The 16520-nt window shown below is 31.4% G+C and carries 17 protein-coding genes; 10 read left to right on the forward strand and 7 right to left on the reverse strand.

All coding sequences use genetic code 11. From position 1 onward, the window contains the following. Positions 1-229 precede the first annotated feature (229 nt). From ACTTAQ_RS01135 to ACTTAQ_RS01145, 3 genes are read right to left on the reverse strand one after another with little or no spacing between them, the layout of a single operon-like run. Positions 230-1090: a bifunctional 5,10-methylenetetrahydrofolate dehydrogenase/5,10-methenyltetrahydrofolate cyclohydrolase gene (locus tag ACTTAQ_RS01135; protein ID WP_440694801.1), complete on the reverse strand. Its 861-nt coding sequence runs from the start codon at positions 1088-1090 to the stop codon at positions 230-232. After that, a complete protein-coding gene (locus ACTTAQ_RS01140; protein ID WP_009373147.1) occupies positions 1087-1374 on the reverse strand; it encodes a YggT family protein in 288 nt (95 codons plus the stop codon). Before ACTTAQ_RS01140 ends, ACTTAQ_RS01135 begins: the two co-directional genes overlap by 4 nt. Next, positions 1371-2468, reverse strand: coding sequence for a mechanosensitive ion channel family protein (locus tag ACTTAQ_RS01145; protein ID WP_440694804.1), 1098 nt, complete (start codon positions 2466-2468; stop codon positions 1371-1373). The genes ACTTAQ_RS01140 and ACTTAQ_RS01145 overlap by 4 nt, the downstream gene beginning before the upstream one ends. A gap of 66 nt (positions 2469-2534) precedes the next feature. Between ACTTAQ_RS01145 and tsaD the strand changes: the two genes are divergently transcribed. From tsaD to acs, 3 genes are read left to right on the forward strand one after another with little or no spacing between them, the layout of a single operon-like run. Then, a complete protein-coding gene (gene tsaD, locus ACTTAQ_RS01150) occupies positions 2535-3611 on the forward strand; it encodes a tRNA (adenosine(37)-N6)-threonylcarbamoyltransferase complex transferase subunit TsaD (protein ID WP_440694805.1) in 1077 nt (358 codons plus the stop codon). Continuing rightward, a complete protein-coding gene (locus tag ACTTAQ_RS01155; RefSeq protein WP_440694807.1) occupies positions 3608-4024 on the forward strand; it encodes an EVE domain-containing protein in 417 nt (138 codons plus the stop codon). The genes tsaD and ACTTAQ_RS01155 overlap by 4 nt, the downstream gene beginning before the upstream one ends. A gap of 20 nt (positions 4025-4044) precedes the next feature. Then, complete coding sequence (acs, locus tag ACTTAQ_RS01160) at positions 4045-6165, forward strand: acetate--CoA ligase (RefSeq protein ID WP_440694809.1); 2121 nt, start codon at positions 4045-4047, stop codon at positions 6163-6165. Here acs and ACTTAQ_RS01165 read toward each other — a convergent pair whose 3' ends face one another. Beyond that, positions 6166-6468, reverse strand: a complete 303-nt coding sequence (locus tag ACTTAQ_RS01165) for a DUF1674 domain-containing protein (RefSeq protein ID WP_440694811.1) — start codon at positions 6466-6468, stop codon at positions 6166-6168. It lies immediately after the preceding gene. Between the two features lie 106 nt (positions 6469-6574). Here ACTTAQ_RS01165 and ACTTAQ_RS01170 point away from each other — a divergent pair, with 106 nt between their 5' ends. Beyond that, on the forward strand, positions 6575-8485 hold the full coding sequence (locus ACTTAQ_RS01170; protein WP_440694813.1) for a sodium:solute symporter family protein: 1911 nt from the start codon (positions 6575-6577) through the stop codon (positions 8483-8485). Position 8486: 1 nt separating this feature from the next. On the opposite strand, the gene ACTTAQ_RS01175 is transcribed toward ACTTAQ_RS01170, so the two are convergent. After that, the gene (locus ACTTAQ_RS01175; protein WP_440694814.1) at positions 8487-9110 is read right to left on the reverse strand and encodes an esterase; all 624 of its coding nucleotides are present in this window, start codon (positions 9108-9110) and stop codon (positions 8487-8489) included. Positions 9111-9262: 152 nt separating this feature from the next. On the opposite strand from ACTTAQ_RS01175, the gene ACTTAQ_RS01180 reads away from it, so the two are divergent. The 3 genes from ACTTAQ_RS01180 to ACTTAQ_RS01190 all read left to right on the forward strand — a co-directional run bounded on the left by ACTTAQ_RS01180 (position 9263) and on the right by ACTTAQ_RS01190 (position 11745). Further along, a complete protein-coding gene (locus ACTTAQ_RS01180) occupies positions 9263-9517 on the forward strand; it encodes a DUF4212 domain-containing protein (protein WP_009373137.1) in 255 nt (84 codons plus the stop codon). Next, positions 9517-11343, forward strand: coding sequence for a sodium:solute symporter family protein (locus ACTTAQ_RS01185; RefSeq protein WP_440694817.1), 1827 nt, complete (start codon positions 9517-9519; stop codon positions 11341-11343). The genes ACTTAQ_RS01180 and ACTTAQ_RS01185 overlap by 1 nt, the downstream gene beginning before the upstream one ends. Positions 11344-11409: 66 nt before the next feature. After that, on the forward strand, positions 11410-11745 hold the full coding sequence (locus ACTTAQ_RS01190; RefSeq protein ID WP_440679284.1) for a hypothetical protein: 336 nt from the start codon (positions 11410-11412) through the stop codon (positions 11743-11745). Here the strand turns inward: ACTTAQ_RS01190 and ACTTAQ_RS01195 are convergent, their stop codons facing one another. Next, on the reverse strand, positions 11746-12417 hold the full coding sequence (locus tag ACTTAQ_RS01195; RefSeq protein WP_440694819.1) for a 3'-5' exonuclease: 672 nt from the start codon (positions 12415-12417) through the stop codon (positions 11746-11748). After that, a complete protein-coding gene (locus ACTTAQ_RS01200; RefSeq protein ID WP_440694822.1) occupies positions 12401-13861 on the reverse strand; it encodes a DUF294 nucleotidyltransferase-like domain-containing protein in 1461 nt (486 codons plus the stop codon). The genes ACTTAQ_RS01195 and ACTTAQ_RS01200 overlap by 17 nt, the downstream gene beginning before the upstream one ends. A 23-nt stretch (positions 13862-13884) precedes the next feature. On the opposite strand from ACTTAQ_RS01200, the gene ACTTAQ_RS01205 reads away from it, so the two are divergent. From ACTTAQ_RS01205 to ACTTAQ_RS01215, 3 genes are all read left to right on the forward strand, one after another. After that, complete coding sequence (locus tag ACTTAQ_RS01205; RefSeq protein WP_009373127.1) at positions 13885-14175, forward strand: hypothetical protein; 291 nt, start codon at positions 13885-13887, stop codon at positions 14173-14175. 41 nt (positions 14176-14216) lie between these two features. Then, positions 14217-14873 carry a ribulose-phosphate 3-epimerase gene (rpe, locus tag ACTTAQ_RS01210; protein WP_440694824.1) on the forward strand — a complete coding sequence of 219 codons (657 nt, stop codon included), beginning with the start codon at positions 14217-14219 and terminating at the stop codon, positions 14871-14873. A gap of 135 nt (positions 14874-15008) precedes the next feature. Beyond that, positions 15009-16514, forward strand: a complete 1506-nt coding sequence (locus ACTTAQ_RS01215; RefSeq protein ID WP_440694826.1) for a heparinase II/III domain-containing protein — start codon at positions 15009-15011, stop codon at positions 16512-16514. Positions 16515-16520 lie beyond the last annotated feature (6 nt).

Below are 16520 nucleotides of genomic sequence, written 5' to 3' on the forward strand. Positions count from 1 at the left end.
TATTATGCTTATGAATTTATTTCATTTTTTTTTATAAAAGAAAAAATTAAGCTAATTTGAGTTTAAAAAAAAATGATGATTAAGTAATTATTGGAGGAGGTGTTTATGTCACCACCTGAAATTTAAAGAAACGGTTTTATTTACCGTATACTTTAAGTTGAAATACTTAAAATGAATTCATTTTTCTAAATGAATTCGGTCGAAAGACTATACAATAAAGGGGGCTCCTCTATTGAGGAGCGTTCCCCGAAATTTTATTAAAAGCTTTCAAGGTATTTTCTAATAAACATGCAATTGTCATAGGTCCAACTCCACCGGGAACTGGCGTTATAGCTTTTACTTTATTTTGCACCTCGTCAAAATCAACATCACCTACAATTTTATTTTTGCCATCAACCTCAATTCTATTAATCCCCACATCAATAATAACAGCATCCTTTTTAATCCAATTGCTTTTAACCATTTTTGGTATTCCAACGGCAGCAATAATTAAGTCAGCTCTACAGCAAATTTCTTCAATATTTTTAGTTTTAGAATGAACGATAGTCACTGTACAATTTTCCTTTAATAGTAATTGTGTCATTGGTTTTCCATTAATATTAGACCTTCCAATAACAACAGCATTTAAACCACTAAGATTAGGTACGACTTTTTTAATTAAATAATAACAGCCAAGCGGTGTACACGGCACTAATGCGTCATTACCTGATGACAAATTTCCAACATTAATTGGATGAAAACCATCTACATCTTTTTTAGGATCTATAGTTTCAATGATGTCTCTTTGATTAATATGTTTTGGCAAGGGTAATTGAACTAAAATACCATGAACATTATTATCATTGTTCAATTTTCTAATTTGATTTTTCAAATCTTCTTCGGAAATACTACTTTTAAATCTTATAACAGTAGAATTAATTCCTACTTCATTTGCAAACTTTTCTTTATTTTTTACATATATTTGACTCGCAGCATCTTCGCCTATGAGTATTACAGTTAATCCAGGTTTTTGATTACCTGTTAACTTGTTTATATCTGATTTAATTTTTGCTCTTAATTCTTCTGCAACTTTTTTTCCATCAATTATCATAGCAGTCCTAGTCCATATTCTCTTAAAAGGTTTCTTAAAAATCCTAATAATAAAAATAATATTACTGGAGAAAAGTCTAGCCCACCTATATTTGGCATCACACGACGAATTGGATTTAGCAAAGGATCTGTAAGTTTATAACTAGCTTCTAAAACTGCATAAACAAATCTGTTGCTAATGTTAATAATATCAAATGTGGTAAGCCAAGATAAAACGATATTTACAATTAAAACAATCGAGTAAAGATAAATAATATTATCAATTAAAATAATTAGTGAATTCATTTATCAAATTTCTCAACATAAATAGATTGAGATGGAAAGGCAAAAGAAGCTCCGGCATCCTCAACAATTTTTTTAATTTCTATTATGAACTTATCTTTCACTTTTAACCACTCATAATAGCTATTTGTTTGAGTGTAACATCTGACCATTATATCTATAGAGCTTGCAGAGAATTGGTTTAAATTTACTGCGTGTGGAGTTTTGGTAGATATTAAAAAGTCGGAACTATTTTCAATATATTTTAAAATATTGTTTCTTACTTTTTCTAACTGTTCAGAAGTTGTTTTGTATTCAAGACCTATCAGCCAATCGATTCTACGATTGGTTGTTTCAGTTTGATTAATGACTGCTTTTTCTGCAAACTGAAAATTTGGAATTGTAGCTAAAGATTTATCAAACTTTCTAATAACTGTTGATCTAAAACCGATATTTTCAACTATGCCCTCTATTATTCCCTCAACTACAATCCAGTCACCAACTTTAAAACGTTTTTCAACTAGAACTAAAATTCCTGAAATTAGATTTTTAAACAAATCTTGAGCACCAAGTGCAACAGCAACACCAAATAATCCAAGACCGGCAATAATTGGACCAATTTTAATGCCCCAAATTTCTAACGTTGCTGCAAAACCTAAAATTACTATTAAAACTTTAAGCGCTCTTAAAATCCAATTTAGCAAATCTCTAGAAAGAATTTCTTCAATACTCTTAATTAATAATGAAGCAGGGTAAATTAACTGATGAATAAACCAAAAAATTAATATTGTGACTAATGATCTATTCAAGTTTTCTATGAAGATTGCAGATCTACCATCAAGGTTTAAAAAAGTAGACGCGAAGAAAAAACCAAATACAACAGGAAAAAATTTTATTGGGCCCTCAAGAGAAGTGGTCAAACTATTATCAAAATTATTTGTGCTTTTAGACACATAAATTTCAATTTTTTTAACAATAAATCTTGAAACAAAGCTTCTTAAAAGAAGAAAAATAAAAAAAACAAATAAAGCGATTACTATATCTGTAAAACTCGCTCCAGACACACCCTCTTTCCAAACATCAGTTAAAAGGGCAAAAAATTTGTTAAATACATCCATGTTAATTTTGAAATATACATGTAAATTGTTCTAATCAAGACAAAATTCAAATAACAAGCTTAGTTAATGAAAAAGGATTTAATTTTTTTAGGCATAGAAACCAGTTGTGATGAAACAGCCGCCGCATTAGTGAAAAAGTCAAAAAATGGAAAAGTAAAAATACTGTCCAATATTGTATCTAGCCAAGAGATAGTTCACAAAAAATTTGGTGGTGTTGTACCTGAGCTAGCAGCAAGAGCCCACTCTGAAAAAATAGATCTTATTATAAAAAAAGCGATTACAAAAAGTAAAGTCAAAATGGATCAAATAGATGGTGTGGCTTGTACTGCAGGTCCAGGACTTTTAGTTTGTCTGATGGTGGGGATGACCGCAGGTAAAACGATCGCCAGCGCTTTAAAAAAACCTTTTTTTGGAACTAATCATCTTGAGGGCCATGCACTTACTATGGGTTTAATCAAACCTATGAAGTTTCCATACTTATTGTTGTTAATATCTGGCGGACACTCGCAGTTTTTATCTGTTGAAGGAGTGGGAAAATATAAAAGATTAGGTACTACAATAGATGATGCATTAGGTGAAGCGTTTGACAAAACTGCTAAAATTTTAGGAATAGAATTTCCTGGTGGTCCTAAGATTGAAACATTTGCAAAATTTGGAAATGAAAATAGTTTTGATTTACCAAAACCTATTTTGCATAAATCAGGATGTAATATGTCTTATGCTGGATTAAAAACTGCAGTGCTGCATGCATCTAAAAACATTAAATCAAAGCAAGATAAATATGATTTAGCGGCTTCTTTTCAAAAAACAATAAATCAAATTTTAAAAGTAAAATGCGCAAAAGCGATCGAAATGTTTTTAGAAAAACACAAAAAAGTTAAAAATAAAAATTTTGTCATAGCTGGAGGGGTGGCGTCAAATCAATCAATAAGAAAGACGATCAAACAAGTTTCTTCTACATTAAAATTTAATACTCACTTTCCACCATTAAATTTATGCACTGATAATGCTGCAATGATTGCCTGGGCAGGACTACAAAATTACGAAGCTGGAAAAAAACCCAACCTAAAAATAATTTCACAACCAAGATGGCCATTAGATCAAAAAGCGCCATTCATGAAAGGTGCAGGTTTAATTCTATGAAAAACTATTGGTTAGTAAAATCTGAACCAAATGTGTGGTCAATTGATCAACAAAAAAAGTCAGGATCAAAAGGAACAGTTTGGGATGGCGTGAGAAATTATCAAGCAGCAAATAACCTTAAGGCAATGAAGAAAGGTGACTTATGTTTTTTTTACCACTCTAATATTGGAAAAGAAATTGTTGGAGTTGTAGAGGTCATCAAAGAACACTTCATAGATCCAACGGATAAAGAAAAAAGATTTGTTGCGGTGCAATTAAAATTTAAACAAAAATTAAAATCTCCAGTAAGTTTAGAAAATATCAAGCAAAACACAGAGCTTTCTAACCTAGCTTTGATAAAGCAAAGCCGACTGTCGGTAATGCCAATAGACTCTAAAAGCTGGAAAATAATATGTAAGTTGGGTAAAATTTGAAAAAAATTTAAGGGGGCACAGTGGCGAAAAAGAAGAAGAAAGTTTCTAAAAAAAAGAAATCCGTAAAAAAAGCGAAGAAGAAGAAAGTTTATAAAAAAAAGAAATCCGTAAAAAAAGCGAAGAAGAAGAAAGTTTATAAAAAAAAGAAATCCGTAAAAAAAGCGAAGAAGAAAAAAACGCAAAATAAATCAACTAAAAAAACTAATGGTGAAAAAGTCTTTAAAGTTTCATCCTCTTGGGCAAAAGATGCATTAATAGATAAAAAAGGGTACGAATCAAAATACAGCGAGTCTATTAAAAGTAACGAAGAGTTCTGGGCACAAGAAGGAAAAAGAATAGATTGGATAAAACCTTATACTAAAATTAAGGACGTCACATATAGTAAAGAGAAAGTTGATATTAAATGGTTTTACGACGGAACTTTAAATGTATCATATAACTGTATAGACCGCCATTTACCTCATAAGGCTAATGATACAGCGATAATTTTTGAAGGTGATGAGCCTACCGTTGACAGTAAAATTACATACCAAGAACTTAAAGACGAAGTTTGTAAATTAGCAAATGGCTTAAAAGATATTGGAGTTAAAAAAGGTGATAGAGTAACAATCTATATGCCAATGGTACCCCAAGCAGTGTATTCAATGCTAGCTTGTGCCAGAATTGGCGCCGTTCACTCGGTTGTATTTGGTGGTTTTTCTGCGGACTCCTTAGCAGGTAGAATTATTGATTGTAAATCTGAATTTGTAATTACGGCTGATCAAGGTGTTAGAGGAGCAAAAGCTATTCCTCTTAAAAATACTACAGATGAAGCTTTGCAAAATTGTCCCGACGTTCAAAAATGCGTAGTGTTAAAACATACAGGGTCAGATGTTACGATGAAGGAAGGAAGAGATGTTTGGTATCATGATATTACAAATACTGCATCTACTGAATGTGAACCAGAGGAAATGAACGCTGAAGATCCATTGTTTATTCTTTATACTTCTGGATCAACTGGAAAACCAAAAGGTGTAATGCATACAAGTGGCGGTTATCTTGTTTACGCATCAATGACGCATAAATATATTTTTAATTATCAAGACGGAGATGTTTATTGGTGTACAGCTGATGTTGGTTGGGTAACTGGTCACAGTTATATCGTTTATGGTCCACTATCAAATGGTGCTACAACTTTAGTATTTGAAGGTGTTCCGACATATCCTGATGCTGGAAGATTCTGGGATGTTTGTGACAAACATAATGTAAATATTTTTTATACTGCACCAACTGCTCTTAGATCTCTAATGCGTGAAGGTGATGATTTAGTCAAAAGAGCAAGCAGAAAATCAATAAAAGTCTTAGGTTCAGTTGGAGAACCTATTAACCCAGAAGCTTGGTTATGGTACCACAAGGTTGTTGGTGACTCTCGATGTCCAATTGTTGATACTTGGTGGCAAACAGAAACGGGTGGAATTTTAATTTCAGCCCAACCTGGTGCAATAGATTTAAAACCTGGTTCTGCAACAAAACCATTTTATGGTGTTCAGCCAGCTGTTGTTGACGATAAAGGAAACGAACTGAAAGGAGCTTGTGAAGGAAGACTTTGCATGAAAGACTCTTGGCCAGGTCAAATGAGAACTGTTTATGGTGATCATCAAAGATTTATTGATACATACTTTTCAACCGTTGACGGAATGTATTTTACTGGTGATGGATGTAGAAGAGATAAAGATGGATATTACTGGATCACAGGTCGAGTAGATGATGTGATTATTGTATCAGGTCACAATCTTGGAACTGCAGAGATAGAAAGTGCATTTGTTGCTCATCCAAAAGTAGCAGAAGCTGCAGTGGTGGGTTATCCTCACGACATTAAAGGTAACGGACTATATTGTTATGTTACACTTAATGCAGGAGAAGAAGGTTCAGATGAATTAATCAAAGAATTAAAGCAATGGGTTAGAAAAAATATTGGACCACTTGCAACTCCAGACTTAATTCATTTTACCCCGGGTTTGCCGAAAACAAGATCAGGTAAAATTATGAGAAGAATTTTAAGAAAAGTTGCTGAAAATGATTATAGCAATTTAGGAGATACTTCGACTTTAGCTGATCCTTCAGTAGTACAAAGTTTAGTCGACAATAGATTAAATAGATAGTTAAAAATCGGAAACGATTCCTTTTTTTTCCCAATCTCCATAACGAGTTGGTTCAGGGCCTTCGGGCCCTCCATATTCTTTTTGAGTTTGCATTAACTTAGTAATTTCTTTCATTACATTTTCTCTCTGCTCTAATAGCGCATTAAACTGGGCATCACACTTTGAAATTGGGACAGGATACTTGCTTATAGTTTCGTTAAGCTCCTTTAATTTATTTTCTAACTCACCCAAAGATAGATTTTGTTTTCTAGACGAAGCCTCATTTAAAGCAATTTTAGCTAAATCATCAAAGTTATTGGACATTCTTCTTATTTATAATGAAATGCTGTATTCATCAAAATAAAAGTTTATATGTTGCTGGTTTTTTGACTAAAAGATATTAATCAAAACTAATAAAAGTGTAATTAATATGAATTATTGGATATTTGGGTTCTTATCAATTTTTTGGATAGCATCTATTGCAATAGGATGGAAATTTAAAAGTTCTGAGCAAAATGTTTCTGACTTTTTAATTGGTAAGAGAAAGTTAAGTTTTTTTATTTTTATTTTTGCAATTACATCGATCCTGATCACGAATGTAAATTTTTTTAGCCAGTCAAGTTTAAATCTAGATATAGGTTTTATGGGTTCCTATCTCGCATTCACTGTAATTATAACATCAATAGTTAGTATATTTTTTATGAAGAAACAGTGGGTTTTAAGTAAAAGGTTTGGCTATATTACTCCGGCAGAAATGTATGGCGACTATTTTAAAAGTAAATTATTTCAATACATCATTATTTTAATCTCAATTTTTTTTATCATTCCATTTGTTGGACTTCAATTGTCTTTAAGCGGAAAACTACTTAGCATCATTACAGAAAATTTATTAAGCCCTGTGATTTCATCATGGATAATAGGACTTATCATCTGTATTTATGTTGGTTTGGGCGGGACTAATTCAGTTGCGCATAATAATGCATTCAAATTTATAATCATAATTTTTGGTTTAATTATTTTAGGTCTTATCTCCTATAATCTATCCGGAGGTTTTATGTCATTAAACCAAACTTTAGCTAAGCTATCTCAATTAAAAGAAAGCGGTGAAGCAAATACAATATCATTATTTTATATTCCTGAAATCATAAATTCTGGCTCTGGTTATAATTTAGAAAATGAAAAAATAAACTGGTCTGGCTCTTTAATATTTGGGTTTGTTGTTTCAACAATTGGTATTTTTTGTTCACCTGCTTTTTCGATGTGGTGTTTTTCAAGCGAAAGTCCTAAACCTTTTGCAAGTCAACAAGTTTGGGTTACTACTTTTTTAATAGGTTTTATCTTAATATTTTTTGTTACCTTTGTAGGCGTTAGTGCACATATTCTTGGATCAAATTCAATTGTGAATGATGTGGGAATAAATGTTTCTAAATTTTTATCAGAGAATATTGAAAAAAATAATTTTGATTTAAATTTATTCGCAAATTACGGCATGACAATAAAAGAAACATCACCATGGTTATTTTCAATTTTAGTCATAAGCGCATTTGCAGTTCTTCAATCAACAGCAGCCGCATTCATTTCAACAACAGCTGGTATTTTTTCTAGAGATGTATACAAAAAAATATTTAACCCTAAAGCTTCGCCTCAATCTGAAATATTGGTAACGAGATTGTCTATTCTATTAATAGCTATAGTATCCCTAATACTTGTAACTTTTGCTGATAAGATAATCTGGGTATTAAATAGTTTTTCTATTTCACTTGCTGCTCAGATGTTAATTCCATTGATTGCCATTTGTTACGTACCCTGGTTTACCAAAGAAGCGGTTTTGTCAGGACTGATAGGAAGTTTTTTTATTTTAATTCTTACAGATCCAGCAGGTCATTTAATATTAGGTAAATTTTTGCCGTGGGGGCCATGGCCACTAACAATTCATTCATCGATTTGGGCATTAATGGTAAATTTAGGTCTAGTGGTTGGAGTTACCTATATAAAACAAAACCCAATTGACCGAGTTCATCGTCAGAAATACTTTGATTATATTGAGGACCAGGCGGGCATCGCCCACTCTAATCGTCATTTAATGGTCACTGCTTTAACACTTGGAGTCTTTTTAATATTATTTGGATTTGGACCAGGAGCTTCTATAGGAAATAGCCTGTTTGGAATTCCAGATGATCCTTCAACCTGGTCATTTGGTTTACCTTCTATTTGGGTATGGCAAATATTATTTTGGGCTTTCTTTGTTGGTTACACATGGTTTCTTGCTTACAAACTAGAGTTATCAACTGAGTCTGATAAAGAAGTTGTTTCTTTATCTGATGATTATGGTCAGAAATAAATTAAAGATTTAATAATTTAGAGAACTCTTTTTCAATATTTTTCCACTTAAGATGAATTGAATTAAGAACAATATTTCGATCCTGTTTTTTTAATTCATCTGCTATTGGAGCCCAATAGTACAAAGCAAGTGAACTTTCTTTAAATGGTTTGTTTTGAAAAAAAGATCTCAAGTCAGTACTTTGTAATCTTAAATGAAACTCTTTAATTTTATCATCTAGAAGTTCTTGCTTTAAACCTTTTTCAATTTCAGCATCTAAAATCTCTTTGTAAAAATTTTCTAATTCTAAATTACTAAATTCTTTTTTATAAAGATTTTCAATTACAGAATGTGAATATAAAGTAAGGTCCTGAAGTGCGACTGTGTAAATATTCCACGTAGCGATATTTAAAGAGTCTATAAATTTTTGATCATCATGCATCTTTACATAAAGTGTACCCATTCTATTTCTCACATACTCATACAATGTTTGTTGAACAACTTTTGCAGACTCGTTTCTTATGTACTGGGCTAATTCTTTATTATTTGAAATTTTTTTTGATTGAAACAAAGCGGCAATTGGATGAAGAAGGTACTCTTTTGTTGCATCAAATCCTTTTTTTATATCTTCAATTTTAAGTTTCATTTTTTTTTAATTTTATAACGATATATAGTTTTGCGGTGCAAAAATATACCACCAAATAATGATTTTTGGTAAGACGTTACACTAGATTTTTAACACTCAGTAAGTAGTATTCGGACCCAAGTTATAACTTAACAATCAAAGGGAGAAAAAATATGGCAAACAAAGCCGAAGCGCATTGGAATAAAACCAGGTCTCTGATGTTTTTAACATTAGCGATATGGTTCTTTTTCTCAATCGTTATCTTTATGTTTGGAAGTTCTCTTAACAATGCTTCGTTCCTTGGTTACCCATTAGCATACTACATGTGTGCACAGGGTTCTTTAGGTGCGTTCGTTATTTTAATTTTTTGGTCATCTGGCCGTCAAAATAAAATTGACGAAGAGCATGGATATGGGGAGGACGACTAATGTTTAAAGGTAACTTTATTGACAACTTACCTAAAATCTACGGTACATATACTGGTGGATTTTTAGTATTTTGTTTGTTGATGGCACTATTAGAAGCTAATGGTGTATCAGCGAAAACAATTGGTATCCTATTCTTAGTATTTACCATCGCAATCTACGCGTTGATCGGAATTTTATCACGAACAATGCAGGCCGATGCTTACTACGTTGCAGGAAGACAAGTGCCAACCGTATTTAACGGAATGGCAACGGCAGCTGACTGGATGTCAGGTGCATCTTTCGTAGCAATGGCAGGAGGTATCTTCTACGGTGGTTACACTTATATGGCATTTCTAGTTGGATGGACAGGTGGATACGTTCTAGTTTCTTCACTACTAGCACCATACTTAAGAAAGTTTGGTTGCTATACAGTTCCTGATTTTATCGGAACTAGATACGGTGGAAACTTCGTTAGAGCCTGTGCAGTGTTAGTATTAGTATTAGCATCGTTCACTTACGTGACAGCTCAAATTAACGCTACTGGTACAATTGCATCTAGATTCTTAGGAATTCCTTTTGAATTAGGTGTATGGGTAGGATTAGTAAGTATCTTATTATGTTCTATGTTAGGTGGAATGAGAGCCGTAACTTGGACTCAAGTTGCTCAGTATATCGTTCTAATCATAGCTTATTTACTACCAATATTCTGGTTATCAAATAAGTTTGGTTTCGGATTCTTCCCACAATTTATGTTGGGAGATGAAGTTGCTAGATTAGGTGAACTTGAACAACAATATGGTCTAGTTAAAAACTCTGCTGCAGCAGTAAAATCAGCTGGTGTACCTGGTGGATTAAAATCTATCTCTGTGTCACACTCTGGCGTTGCTGAAGGCGGAATGGCTGCTTGGAAATTTATCTCACTTGCAATTTGTATGATGGTAGGAACTGCTTCTTTACCACACATCTTGATGAGATATTTTACTACTCCAAGTGTGAAATCAGCTAGAAGATCAGTGGCTTGGTCACTATTCTTTATCTTCTTGTTGTACTTCTCAGCACCAGCTTTAGCGACACTTGCTAAAATCTCAATCTTAGATCCAAACTTAGCAACTGGTATTATTGGTAAGTCAATTGCTGATGTACAGTCTATTGGATGGGTTAAAGAATGGATTGCGGTAAAACAAGCTTACATAGCTGACTTTAACGGTGACGGAATACTTCAATTGAACGAATGGTTCATGAGAGGTGATGTGATCGTTTTAGCTACACCTGAAATGGGAGGATTACCATACGTAATTTCTGGACTAGTTGCTGCCGGTGGTATGGCTGCAGCAATGTCTACAGCGGATGGATTAATTCTTGCAATTTCTAACGCTCTGTCTCACGACGTTTACTACAAAATAGTAGACCCGAAAGCAGACGTTGCTAAGAGGTTAATCGTAGCTCGTATTCTACTTGTTGTGACAGGTGCTTTTGGTGCCTACATCGCATCAATGAGACTTACAGGAATATTAGGATCAGTAGCCTGGGCATTCGACTTTGCAATGTCAGGACTATTCTTCCCGTTAGTTCTTGGAGTATGGTGGAAGAGAGCAACTAGACAAGGTGCAATCGCAGGAATGTTGCTTGGACTTGGAGCTGGAACTGCATATTTAATTTATGTAGCTCCTGCATTCATGGGCCAACCTCCAATTCTTGGTATTGACCATTTAAGATTTGGTCTAATTGGTGCACCTGTTTGCTTGATTTCGATGGTAGTAGTGAGTTTAATGACTCCTGAACCAGATGCGAAAACGCAAGCAATGGTCGACGAAGTGAGAATACCTTCAGGAAGAACTGTCCTATAGGTCATTCGCACTAAATAACTATTTACTCACGGGCGATATTTTATAGTATCGCCCGTGTTATTTTAAATGTCCCCAATTGTAATTTTAATAGACTACTTTTTAGGTTTAATTATGTGGACCTTAATTGGTCGAGTTGCCATGAACATCTTTCAAAAGGAAGATAGTAATTTCTTTTTTATGAAGGTGTTTGTCCAATTAACCAATCCATTTATTAAAATGTTTGATAGAGTTACACCATCCTTTTTAATCAAGCCGCTTGTTCCATTATATGTTGCGTGGTTTTTTTATATGTTTAGATTTTATGTTATGCCTTATTTATTAGGCTATTCGGTTATGGGGATGCTATCATTTCCTCTTGAAAGTGAAATTGCAAGATCGCTATCAAATTTATTCAATAAATAATTAATTATTAATAGTTTTATTCAATAAAACCTTTTGTCCAAATTTTGAAATATTCAAAATTTCTTTAATATTTTGCGCCTTAGATTTTTTTAATAAATGAATAAATAATCTTGCAGTAATAATTGAATCTCCTAAAGAAGAATGCCTTAGTTGATCATGATGAGTTATATTTAATTCATCACAAAGTGCAGATAATTCGTAACTTTTTAAATCGGGATAAACACCCGCAGAAAATAAAACGGTATCTAACTTTACCGCCTCTCTTATTCGACTCTCAAGCTTAGTATGAGAAAGATTACTAATTAGAAAATTACAATCAAATTTCACATTATGTGCAACTAATACAGACCTCTTAAAAAAACCTCTGAACTTACTTTCTAAATCATAAATATTAGGTTTACCTCTAACCATTCTATTTGAAATATGGTGTATCTGCTCATTCTCGGGTGTAATCTCAATCATTGGATCGCAAAATTCATCTAATTTTCCCTCTGTATCAATTTGAAAATTTTGTACTTTTACACCTGATACTGAAATAATTTTATCACCACTATTATAATTAAGACCTGTAGTTTCGGTATCAAATACAGAAAAAGTAACGTCAGATATATCAATCTTATTTACAAATTCAGTATTTATTAACTTCTTAATTGGACTAAAAATATTCCTCACTAAAATCTACTCTCACCTTGTCTTTAAGTTTTTTAATTCTTTTTAAATACATTTTTAACATTCTAACTTCTCTGTCTGTAAGTTTATAAACATCTATATAGTTACGCACTGATAGATTTTGTTTAGCTCTTTCAAACTGATTTTTTAATAGGATTAAAGATAAAAATTTGTGTGCATTACTAAAAAAGTCAAACTCATTTTCAGTAAAGACATCTAAACTTTTTAATTTATCCAAACGTTCCTGCGTTGAAATTTCTTCGATTTGGTACTTAACAGAGTAAAGTCTTATAGACTCTACTAGGGGGAGTGTTCCTGTATGTTTGAGGTTAAATAAACCTTTATTTTCTTCATCATCTTTTTCTAAAACAAAGTTTCCAAATATGTTTAGTCCTGCATCAGAATTTTCTTCATTTTTATACATAAACTTTTGGAGATACTTATTATCTAAAACATTTAATAAAAATTTTCTTAAATCTTGCGCTAAACTAGCATCACCATATACCGATCTAAAATCATATAACATTTCAATATAACGCATGGACTGTTGTGATAAATTTTTAGTCCAGTTTTCAAGCTGGCTTTTCCAACCATTTAGACTGTGTCTCCAAAGAGGGTTTGAAGCCATTAAGTTACCTTTGCAAAATGGAATGCCACAATCGTCTAAAATTTTTGTAAAATGTTTTGATAGTTCTTCAAAATATAAATCTGTTTCTTTATTTTCATCTCCAGAATAAATGATTCCATTATCTTGATCAGGATGCAAAAAGCTCTCCATTCTTCCGCCGGATCCCATGGTAATGACACTAAAATTTGGAACAGTAAAATTTTTAAATTTTTGTGATATTTCTTTTTTTGCAATATTAACTGATCTTAAATAAATCAAGTTATTTAAAAAACTTAACAGATAAGCAATATCACCGGGCGCTACATTTTGCTGAAGCAGATTCTCAACTAAGATTGGTTGGTATTTTTTAATATTGATCAATCCTTGAATATCATTTTCATCCTGGGTCAGTGAATCAATATGCGATATGGTATTACCTAACTCAGCAAACAATGCATCTGATAAATTTAAAATACCAATAACTTCTTTGTTGCGATCATTTAAGACAGGAATATGCGTAAAATTGTTTTTTCTCATTATTCCTACCGCATGAAAAAGTAAATCACTCATGTTTACATAAATTACCGGTGAAGTCATGATGTCTTTGATTTTGATTTTTTGGCCAAATTTTGTAACAAATTTTTTAAAAATATCTTTAAGTGTTACAATACCAATAATCTCGTCATTTTTATTTTGGGCAAGAATTGTTTCTTTGTTTTTTTCAACCGCTCTTTTTACAGCATCTACAACTAAATCATTTTCATTTAGACAAATATAATTTGAAGATGCATAATCACCAGATTTTTTTGTAAATAATTCAATAGTTTTTTTTTCATTCATTTCGTAATAAAATAGTATTTTAAATGATAAAAATTTTATTTTGTATTTTTGTATTAGTTTTAGTCATACAATTTATCAAAAAAAATATTATGAAGATAGGTTATATAGATAACAGATTGAATTCAAATAATTTTTGGATGCTTTCATATGATTTTAAAAAGTCAGAAAAAAATAGAGAGCTTATGATTATAAAATCAAAAAATTTTCGAGACAAATTAGTAATGATTTACTATTCACTTCACGTTTGCTTATTTATTGCAACTTGCATGCTATTTACAGTCTTAATCGATATAATTTTAGCCACTGGTTCTTAAAAAGAATTTTTCAAATTTTTAAAATAAGTTAAAAGATAATTATGAACCAAATCAAAATTTCTCCATCAATTCTATCTTGTGATTTCAGTGAAATTGGTAGTGAAATTAAGAAACTAAATAATTCAGGAGCTGATTTAATACATATTGATGTTATGGATGGCCATTTCGTTCCAAATTTAACTTTTGGACCACCAGTAATTAGCAAAATAAGAAAATGCTCGAAACTTCCATTTGATGTTCATTTAATGATATCTCCAGTGGAAAAATATATTCAAGATTATGCTGATGCAGGTGCTGACATCATAACGTTTCATCCTGAAGCAACTGACAATATTCAAAGAACTATCAATGTTATAAAATCCTGTAAAAAAAAAGTAGGTATTTCATTAAATCCTGAAACACCAAGCACTGTTATAGAAAATTATCTTAAAGAAATTGATTTAATTTTGATTATGAGCGTTAACCCTGGATTTGCAGGACAAAAATTTATGCCAGAAGTTTTAGAAAAAGTGAAATTTTTCAGATCTAAAATTAAAAAAGAAAATCTTAATATCGATATTGAGATTGATGGTGGTATAGATTTTGAAACTGCACCACTAGCAATAAAAGCAGGTGCAAATATTTTGGTTTCAGGAACAACTATCTTTAAAGGTGAAAATAATATTTCTGAAAATATTAAAAATTTAAGAAAGCAATAAATGAATCTTAGATTCATTAGGTTATTTATTTATTCATTATTTAATCTTTTTTTAGAGAAAATTAGGAAAATATATTTTACCACCCAATATTATAACAATAGTTTAAAGGTTACTCCTCCTTCTAGAAGTTATGACATGAATAACGTTCCTTTACTTTTAGAGCTCGAGGATAAAAATAATAAAAGAATCGAATTGATTAAGCGATTTCAAAAAAATATTTGGAAACTTGATAATATTGGGCAAAAACATTTATCAGAGCTACATAAATTTTCTTGGTTATCTCAACTCGATATAAAAAATCACAAAATACTTGCTAAAAATATCATGGTTGAATGGTTAAGAAAAAATCAAAATTATAATGAAAAAAATTGGAACCATCTTATCACAGCCAATCGATTAATTTTTTGGATATGTTGTTCTCATTTTACAATAAGAAACGATGATATGGTGTTTAGAGCGACTATAACAAATAATATTGTAAAACAAGCTCTTCACTTAAATCGAAACCTTACATTTATACATAACAAATTAGAAAAAATACTCGTCCTTGCTTCTTTAATTTTAGTTAGTGTTACCTTTGAAGGTAACCAAAAATTATTTCAAAGTACGATAAAAAATTTATCAAGTGAAATTAAAAACATTATTGATCGCAATGGCTTTGTTGAAAGTAAAAACCCAGAGGATCAATTCTGGTTATTGCACCATTTAATTTTAGTTAGAGAATTTTTAATCTTCTCACAAAATACTGTACCTGAATTTTTAGACCAAAATATTCAAAAAATTGGAGATAATTATAAAGGATTATTACTATCAAATAATTTTCTCCCACTATTTAATGGAGCTAAAAATAGAGATGCCACTGAATTTAATAAATTTTTAAAAGTCAAAAACTATAAATTTGATAAAAAAACAAAAACTCATTCTTACTTAATTTCAAAAATTAAAAAGTTTGAAATAGCTGTCGATGCCAATGATCCACCGTCTGATTTAAATTCACAAAATTACCAAGCAGGATGTTTATCTTTTGAATTTCTTTATAATGGAAAAAAAATAATTTCAAATTGTGGGTCAGCTCACAATTTTAATGGTGATTTACCATATCTAAGTCAAACTACAGCAGCACATTCTGCATTAACAATAAATGACACCTCTTCCTGCTTATTTCAAAAAAACCCATTAGTTAGAACGTTTTATGGAAATTCTCTTATACAAAAATTAAAAGTTTATAAAAAAGATCTAAACACTGACAAAGATACTATTTCAATTATTTCTGGTCATAATGGTTATCAAAAAAAGTATAATACTATGTATGAAAGAAAAATAGTTATTCATGAAAATGAAAATAAGTTGACTGGAGAAGAACTTGTAATTGTTGCAAAAAAAAATTTGGCTTTCCTAAATTTTTCTCTTCGATTTCACATCACACCTGAGGGTAAACTTATACAAACTCAAGGTGGAGATATATTATTAAGTGTGGATAATCAGGGCTGGAGATTTAAATCATCACACCCTATAAAAATCGAAGATAGTCTTTATTTTGCTTCTTATGACAAAATTTTAGAGTCAAAATGTATTCTTGTTGAAGGCACTTTGAAAGATAAGGTGAATAACATCAACTGGGCTTTGGAAAAAACTAATTAATAGACT

The organism is Candidatus Pelagibacter sp. HIMB109 (assembly GCF_052048155.1).
In the GTDB taxonomy this organism is placed as follows: Bacteria; Pseudomonadota; Alphaproteobacteria; order Pelagibacterales; family Pelagibacteraceae; genus HIMB114.